The 8,122-nt window shown below is 63.0% G+C and carries 7 protein-coding genes and 1 pseudogene; 7 read left to right on the top strand and 1 reads right to left on the bottom strand.

What is annotated here, in order from left to right; genetic code table 11:
- The 4 genes and pseudogenes from EOD07_RS14005 to EOD07_RS13990 form a co-directional block, all read left to right on the top strand.
- Positions 1 to 325, top strand: a 325-nt coding sequence (locus EOD07_RS14005) for an SH3-like domain-containing protein (RefSeq protein ID WP_127235887.1), incomplete at its 5' end; no start/stop codon positions are given.
- On the top strand, positions 312 to 656 hold the full coding sequence (locus EOD07_RS14000) for a nitrile hydratase accessory protein (RefSeq protein ID WP_127235886.1): 345 nt from the start codon (positions 312 to 314) through the stop codon (positions 654 to 656). The genes EOD07_RS14005 and EOD07_RS14000, both read left to right, overlap by 14 nt.
- 134 nt (positions 657 to 790) lie before the next feature.
- A pseudogene (fusA, locus tag EOD07_RS13995) lies at positions 791 to 1,669 on the top strand (elongation factor G); the annotation flags it as partial.
- 172 nt (positions 1,670 to 1,841) lie between these two features.
- A complete protein-coding gene (locus tag EOD07_RS13990; RefSeq protein WP_073986034.1) occupies positions 1,842 to 2,969 on the top strand; it encodes an ATP-dependent RecD-like DNA helicase in 1,128 nt (375 codons plus the stop codon).
- Between the two features lie 12 nt (positions 2,970 to 2,981).
- Here EOD07_RS13990 and EOD07_RS13985 read toward each other — a convergent pair whose 3' ends face one another.
- Positions 2,982 to 3,377: an STAS/SEC14 domain-containing protein gene (locus EOD07_RS13985; RefSeq protein ID WP_127235884.1), complete on the bottom strand. Its 396-nt coding sequence runs from the start codon at positions 3,375 to 3,377 to the stop codon at positions 2,982 to 2,984.
- A 109-nt stretch (positions 3,378 to 3,486) separates the two neighbouring features.
- Here EOD07_RS13985 and EOD07_RS13980 point away from each other — a divergent pair, with 109 nt between their 5' ends.
- From EOD07_RS13980 to EOD07_RS13970, 3 genes are all read left to right on the top strand, one after another.
- Positions 3,487 to 4,227 (top strand): pyridoxine 5'-phosphate synthase, encoded by a 741-nt coding sequence (locus EOD07_RS13980; RefSeq protein WP_127235883.1) that lies wholly within the window; start codon positions 3,487 to 3,489, stop codon positions 4,225 to 4,227.
- Between the two features lie 86 nt (positions 4,228 to 4,313).
- A complete protein-coding gene (locus EOD07_RS13975) occupies positions 4,314 to 6,227 on the top strand; it encodes a potassium transporter Kup (RefSeq protein ID WP_127235882.1) in 1,914 nt (637 codons plus the stop codon).
- A gap of 148 nt (positions 6,228 to 6,375) precedes the next feature.
- Positions 6,376 to 8,122 (top strand): potassium transporter Kup (locus EOD07_RS13970; protein WP_164772239.1); only part of this gene is annotated, 1,747 nt, incomplete at its 3' end.

The following is an 8,122-nucleotide window of genomic DNA, read 5'->3' as shown; positions in this document are numbered from 1 at the left end:
GCCTGCGGTACTCGCCAAGGGCGGTCCGTGCGACCGGCCGGTCGCTACGCCGGCGCGGTTCCAAGCGGGCGACCGGGTGCGCACGAAGAACTTCAATCCGACCGGACATACGCGCCTGCCACGCTACGCGCGCGGCAAAGGCGGGACGATCGAGGCGGTGCGCGGCGGCTTCGTCTTCCCCGACAGCAACGCCCATGGCAAGGGCGAGAACCCGCAATGGGTCTATACGGTGGTGTTCGACGGAGCCGAAATCTGGGGCGAGGGCGCCGATCCGACGCTCAGCGTCTCGATCGACGCGTGGGAGAGTTATCTTGAACCGGCATGAAGGCGCCTTGCCTGCGGGTTTCGACGAGCCGGTCTTCGCCGAGCCGTGGCAGGCCGAAGCTTTTGCCCTGACGGTGGCGCTACACGGCAAGGGCCTGTTCTCGTGGAGCGAATGGGCGGAGGCCTTATCCGCCGAGGTGAAGCAGCCGGGCGCCGCGAGCGACGGGCATGACTATTACGAGCACTGGCTGGCGGCGCTGGAGAAGCTTTTGGCCCGGAAGGGTGTCGCCGGCAAGACCGAGGTGGATGAGCTTGCCGCCGCCTGGGAACGCGCCGCGCACGCCACGCCGCATGGCAAGCCGATCCTGCTGGAGAACGATCCGGGGCTCTGACGGCCGGCTATATGCTGCCGAAAAAAAGGTCGGTTTATATTTCCGTTACCCCAGTTCGGGTTTCGTATTGGCAGTCGATTGCAAATATTAAGGCTGCCTGCGACCATGCAATCATGACGAAAATATCCGGCGCGCCATGGCCTTTGCTGCAAATAGCTATCGAGCCGAAGAGGAAGGCCGATGAGGAAAAGTTGCGTGTCGCCCTGTCGACGCTGGCCAACGAGGATCCGTCCTTCACCGTTAAGACCGACGAGGAATCGGGGCAGACGATCATTTCCGGCACAGATGAGCTTCACCTAGACATCATGATCGACCGCATCCGTCGCGAGTTCAAGGTGGAAGTCAATGTCGGCGCGCCTCAAGTGGCTTATCGCGAGACCATCACCCGCAAGCACGAGCAGGACTACACCCACAAGAAGCAGACCGGCGGTACGGGTCAGTTCGCTCGCGTGAAGATCTTGTTCGAACCGAACCCGGAAAGCAGCGAGTTCGTGTTCCAATCCAGGATTGTCGGTGGTGCGATTCCTAAGGAATACATCCCGGGTGTCGAGAGGGGCATCGGTAGCGTCATGACGTCCGGCCCGTTTGCCGGCTTCCCGATAATCGGCGTCAAGGCGACGTTGACGGACGGCGCCTACCATCATGCCGACTCTTCGGCGCTCGCATTCGAGATCGCCGGCCGCGCCTGTTTTCGCGAAGCCGCACCCAAGCTCGGCGTGCAATTGCTAGAACCGATCATGAAGGTCGAGGTCGTGATGCCGGAAAACTATGTCATTAGCATTGTCGGTGACCTGCACGGCCGTCGCGGTCTGGTCAAGAGTCGGATAAGCCGCGGCGAGGCCATCATCGTCAACGCGATGGTGCCGCTCGCCACCATGTTCAAGTATGTCGAAAACCTGCGCTCGATGAGTCGGGACAGCGCGACCTACGCGATGCAGTTCGACCACTACGCGCCCGTTCCCAGGGCTGACCGCGATCCACCGCCGCCCCCGGCAGTAGCCGCCCACGGCTGACTTCATACTCGCTGGGCTGAGTTCCGTTTGAGGCATCAGCGGCTTTGTTCTCTTTACGTTCCGATTGGCGGCTGGTAGCCTGAATTGTCGGAGGCGCTAGCAATTGCTGCCGACAACGGTCGATATGGCGGCCAATCTTGTCTTTCGCTTGCGAATCCGGTCTGTCGCACTGATGGAATTTTCTCCCCAACAGGACGAGGCTCTGAAGGCGGTCGGGCGCTGGCTCAAAGAGGGTCGGCCGCAGGTCTTTCGGCTGTTCGGTTATGCCGGCACCGGCAAGACGACCCTGGCGCGCTATTTCGCCGAGCATGTCGACGGGCAGGTGCAGTTCGCCGCCTTCACCGGCAAGGCGGCACAGGTGTTGCGCTCGAAGGGGGCGACCAACGCCCGCACCATCCATTCGCTGATCTATCGGCCGAAGGGCGAGGAATCTGTCGAGGACGAGGTGACCGGCAAGACATCGATGTCGCCGACCTTTTCGCTCAACCGGCAAAGCCCGATCGCACGCGCCAAGCTCGTCGTCATCGACGAATGCTCCATGGTCGACGAGCAGCTTGGCCGCGACCTGCAGAGCTTCGGCACGCCGATCCTGGTGCTTGGCGATCCCGCGCAGCTGCCGCCGATCTCTGGCGGCGGCTTCTTCACCGAACACGAGCCGGATGTGCTGTTGACGGAGATACACCGCCAGGCGCGCGACAATCCGATCATCCGGCTGGCGCTCGACGTTCGCGAGGGCCGGGAGTTCATGCATGGCGACTATGGCACGGCGCAGGTGATCGGCAGGGAAGCAGTCAACCAGGAGCTGGTGCTCAAGGCCGACCAGGTGCTGGTCGGCACCAACCGCACGCGCCGCCGCTACAATCAAAGGCTGCGCGAGCTGAAGGGGTTCAATGCCGACTTCCCGCAGGCCGGCGACAAGCTGGTTTGCCTGCGCAACGACCCGGCCAAGGGGTTGCTCAACGGTTCGCTGTGGAAGGTGATGACCTCGTCGCGCGAGACGGTGAAGCCCGGCATCAACCTTCTGGTCTCGCCGGAAGAGGACGATCCCGATCGCGGCGTCGCCAAGATCAAGCTGCTCAAGGCGGCGTTCGAGGATCCGGACGCCGAGATCCCCTGGCAGCAGAAGAAGCGCTTCGACGATTTCGACTATGGCTACGCGCTGACCGTGCACAAGGCGCAGGGTTCGCAGTGGAACGACGTCGTGCTGTTCGACGAGAGCTGGGCCTTCAAGGAGACCCGGCAGCGCTGGCTCTATACGGCGATCACCCGCGCCGCCGAGCGGCTGACGGTGGTGCGCTGAGGTTTTTGGCCATCAGGTCGGCCTTGCGCCAAGCCACTGCCAGGCGGCTTCCTCATCGTCGACGTCGAAGCGTCTGACTTCGAAAGGCAGCGTTTTCGGGAAGAGGCCGGCGACGAGCGAGGCCCAACTCGGCTCGCCGATGACGGCGCAACGCACGACATGTTCCAGCGCGTCTGCCACGCCCTGCTTGAGCGTGTCTTTTTTGATATTGGCCCAGTCGACGCTTTCCTCGTCGGTCAGCCTGATCAGCACGTCGATCCTCGGATGCAGCGCGTAGGCGGCCTCAAGCAGACCGAACAGGTTTTCCGCATCGGCCGGCGAGACATCACCGACGACGTCGATGGCGAAAAGCGCGTCGCGGTTGGTCTCGATGCGGCGGATCGCCGGCACGGCTTCGAGGAAATTCACTGGCAAATCCTTGTCTTAGCCTCCAACTATCCCCTGGAACACGCGAAACCCTCTATCTGTTCCCATCAAAGGCGGTATAGATGCCCGCCGATCCACTGGACCCCAGCCCATGCCCGCCAAGCTCTCGGTCAATCTCAACGCCGTCGCCATGCTGCGCAATCGTCGGGACCTGCCATGGCCGAGCGTCACCGGGCTTGGCCGCATCGCGCTTGCCGCCGGCGCGCATGGGCTGACGGTGCATCCCAGGCCCGACGAGCGGCACACCAGGCATTCCGATCTGCCCGAGATCAGGGCGCTGATCGACGACGAATTTCCGAAGGCCGAGTTCAACATCGAGGGCTATCCGACCGAGGATTTCCTCGCGCTCGTCGAAAAGAACCAGCCCGATCAGGTGACGCTGGTGCCGGACGACCCGGCGCAGGCAACCTCGGACCATGGCTGGAACTTCGTCGCCCAGGCGGCGTTCCTCACTCCGGTTGTCAAGCGGTTGAAGAAGGGCGGCTTCCGCGTGTCGCTGTTTGCCGACGCGGATCCGGACGGGGTCAACGCGGCGCGCGACACCGGCGCCGACCGCATCGAGCTCTATACCGGGCCATATGGAGGCTTCCATTCCGATTCAGCAAAGGCGGCGAAAGAACTGGAAAGACTGGGAAAAACCGCCGACGCCGCATTCAAGGCCGGGCTCGGCGTCAATGCCGGCCACGATCTGACCGTGAAAAACCTGCCGGCACTGGCCAAACGCATACCGGCATTGGCCGAAGTATCGATCGGACATGGGTTGACAGCGGATGCGCTGGAGTATGGCATGGCCGGCACGGTCGGGCGGTTCTTGAAGGCCTGCGGATGGTAGGGGACTTTGAGTAGTTTCGACAGTCTTGGTGCGTCCCGCGTGTTGCGGCGACGGCGGAGCGTGACGAATCCGGTGAAGTGGGGTTCATGGTGCTAGCCAACGCCGGCGAAACGGAATCCCTCGAGCGCTCGGGCCATGCCGAAACCGAACGGCAGCACAGCACCAAGGTTCTCATGCTTGGCGCGCTGGGCGTCGTCTATGGCGACATCGGCACGAGCCCGATCTATGCCTTCCGCGAGGCGCTGCATGCCTCGTCGAGCTCGGTCGCCCGCCACGACGTGCTAGGCGTGCTGTCGCTGATCGTCTGGGCGCTCACCATCATCGTCACGATCAAATATGTCGCCTTCGTGCTCAGGGCCGACAACAAGGGCGAGGGCGGCACGCTGTCGCTGATGTCGCTGGCGCGCAGCGCCTATCCGCCCGGCTCACGGCTTATCCTGGTGATCGGCCTTTGCGGGGCGGCGCTGTTCTTCGGCGATTCGATCATCACGCCGGCGATCTCGGTGCTGTCGGCGGTCGAGGGCCTGGAGGTCGTCACGCCGGCGCTCGATGCCTATGTGGTGCCGATTACGCTGATGATCCTGGCGGTGCTTTTCGCCGTGCAGCGCTTCGGCACGGGTAAGGTGGCGGCGGTGTTCGGACCGGTGACCGCGACATGGTTCGTGGCGATCGGCGCGGCCGGCGTCTATCATATCGTCGACGACCCGTCCGTCTTCCTGGCGATCAACCCCTATTACGCGATCTATTACCTGGCCACCACGCCGACCGGCGCTTTCGTCACCGTCGGCGCCGTGTTCCTGGCGGTGACCGGCGCCGAGGCGCTCTATGTCGACCTCGGCCATTTCGGCCGCAAGCCGATCGTCATGGCATGGTTCGCAATCGTCTTCCCTTGCCTGCTCTTGAATTATTTCGGACAGGGCGCATTCGTGCTCTCGCATGGCGGCAAGCCTACCAACCCGTTCTTCCAGATGCTGCCCGAATGGGCGCTGATGCCGATGGTGGGCCTGGCGACCGCGGCCACGGTCATCGCCAGCCAGGCCGTCATTTCCGGCGCCTTCTCGCTGACAAGACAGGCGGTGCAGCTCAATCTTCTGCCTCGTATCGAGGTGCAGCACACCTCCGAGATGCAGAGCGGCCAGATCTATATGCCAAGGGTCAACCTTCTGGTCGCGCTCGGCGTGATGCTTCTGGTCGTCGGCTTCGGCAGTTCGAGCGCGCTTGCCTCCGCCTACGGCATTTCGGTGACCGGCGAGATGCTGATGACGACGGTGCTTCTGTTCGTTGTCATGCGCTGGCTTTGGAAATGGCAGCTGGCGCTGGCACTGGCGCTGGCGATTCTGTTCGGCGTCATCGATCTCGGCTTCTTCTCGGCCAATGTCGTCAAGATCGTCGAAGGCGGCTGGGTGTCGATCACGGTCGCCTCCATCATGGGGCTGATCATGTGGACCTGGATCCGCGGCAGCCGCTATCTGTTCGACAAGACCCGCCGCAACGAGATACCGCTCGATTTCCTGGCCGCGAACCTGTTGAAGAAGAAGCCGCAGCTGGTGTCGGGCACCGCCGTGTTCCTGACCAGCGATCCGCTGAGCGCGCCGACGGCGCTGATGCACAGCCTGAAGCACTACAAGGTGCTGCACGAAAAGAACGTCATCCTGTCGGTGGTGACGGCGCCGCAGCCTACCGTGCCGGACAGCGAGCGCGTCAAGCTGGAGACGGTCAACGAGCTGTTCATGCGCGTGACGCTGACTTTCGGCTACATGGAGCAGCCCAACATTCCGCGCGCCCTGGCGATCTGCCGCAAGCAGGGCTGGAAGTTCGACATCATGACGACGTCCTTCTTCCTGTCGCGGCGCTCGCTGAAGGCCTCGCCCAATTCCGGCATGCCGATCTGGCAGGACCGGCTGTTCATCGGCCTGGCGAAGACGGCCGCGGACGCGACGGAGTATTTCCAGATTCCCACCGGGCGCGTGGTGGAGATTGGCACGCAGGTCGCGATCTGATCTTCAAGCCGGCACTTAGCGCGTTAGATTTGGATGGACCGGTGCGGGCCAAGCCCCGCGCTGGCGGCATGGGAGCCCTAACGCCAGGGCACTTGATATTGCACTGCAGCAAGCGTAGAGCACCGCGCATTTTATCGGAGTGTCGTCCATGGCCCTTGCCAATGGTGCTGAGGCAGAACCCGTCGACCAAACGGGTCATCCGGAAATGGAGCAACACAGCACCAAGGTGCTGATGCTGGGTGCGCTCGGTGTCGTCTATGGCGATATCGGCACCAGTCCGATCTACGCGTTCCGCGAGGCGTTGCATGCCTCGTCGGGTGGCGATGTCGCCAACCGCGCCGATATTCTCGGCGTGCTGTCGCTGATCATCTGGTCGCTCACCATCACGGTCACCGTGAAATACATCATGTTCGTGCTGCGCGCCGACAATCGCGGCGAGGGCGGCGTGCTGTCGCTGATGGCGCTGGCGCGCGGCAGCTTTGCGACGCGCTCGGCGATCGTGCTTGGCATCGGTATCGTGGGAGCATCGCTGTTCTTTGGCGACGCGGTCATCACGCCCGCCATCTCGGTGCTTTCGGCGGTCGAAGGCATGAATGTCGTCACACCTGCCTTCCAGCCCTATGTCGTGCCGCTGACGCTTTTGATCCTTGCGATGCTGTTTGCGGTCCAGCGCTTCGGCACCGGCGGCGTGGGCCTGGTCTTCGGCCCGGTGACGGCAATCTGGTTTCTCGCCATAGGTCTGTCCGGTCTCAATCACATCATCGACGATCCGGAAATCCTATGGGCCATCAGCCCGCATTACATCGTGGCCTTCTTCATCAATTCGCCTGATGTGTCCTTCGTCACGGTCGGCGCGGTGTTCCTGGCCGTCACCGGCGCCGAGGCGCTCTACGCCGACCTCGGCCATTTCGGCCGCAAGCCGATCGTGCTGGCCTGGCTTGCGATCGTGTTTCCCTGCCTGCTTTTGAATTATGCCGGGCAAGGCGCCTATGTGCTCGCCAAGGGCGGCACGGTCGGCCACCCGTTCTTCGAGATGAACGAGGGCTGGGCGCTTATCCCGATGGTGGTGCTGGCGGCGGCGGCGACGGTCATCGCCAGCCAGGCGGTGATCTCCGGCGCTTACTCACTGACCCGGCAGGCCGTGCAGCTCAACATGCTGCCGCGGCTCGAGATCCTGCACACGTCCGAAAAGCAGTCCGGTCAGGTTTATATGCCGCGTGTCAACATGCTGCTGGCGCTCGTGGTGATGCTGCTGGTGGTCGGCTTCGGCGAATCCAGCAAGCTCGCCTCGGCTTACGGCATCTCGGTCACCGGCAACATGTTGGTGACGACGACGCTGCTGTTCATCGTCATGACTCGCATCTGGAAGTGGAACATCTGGCCGGCGGTTGCCCTGACGGCAATGTTTGCGCTCATAGATATTGGCTTCTTCGCCTCCAACATCGTCAAGGTGTTCGAGGGCGGCTGGGCGTCGCTGGCCGTGGCCTTTGCCATCATCCTCGGCATGTGGACCTGGGTGCGTGGCAGCCGCTACCTGTTCGACAAGACGCGCCGCAACGAGATACCGCTCGATTTCCTGGCCGCGAACTTGTTGAAGAAGAAGCCGCAGCTGGTGTCGGGCACCGCCGTGTTCCTGACCAGCGATCCGCTGAGCGCGCCGACGGCGCTGATGCACAGCCTGAAGCACTACAAGGTGCTGCACGAGAAAAACGTCATCCTGTCGGTGGTGACGGCGCCGCAGCCTACCGTGCCCGACAGCGAGCGGGTGAAGCTGGAGACGGTCAACGAGCTGTTCATGCGCGTGACGCTGACTTTCGGCTACATGGAGCAGCCCAACATTCCGCGCGCCCTGGCGATCTGCCGCAAGCAGGGCTGGAAGTTCGACATCATGACGA

This window comes from Mesorhizobium sp. M2C.T.Ca.TU.002.02.1.1, from assembly GCF_003997225.1.
This window is presented reverse-complemented; position numbering and strand designations above follow the sequence as displayed.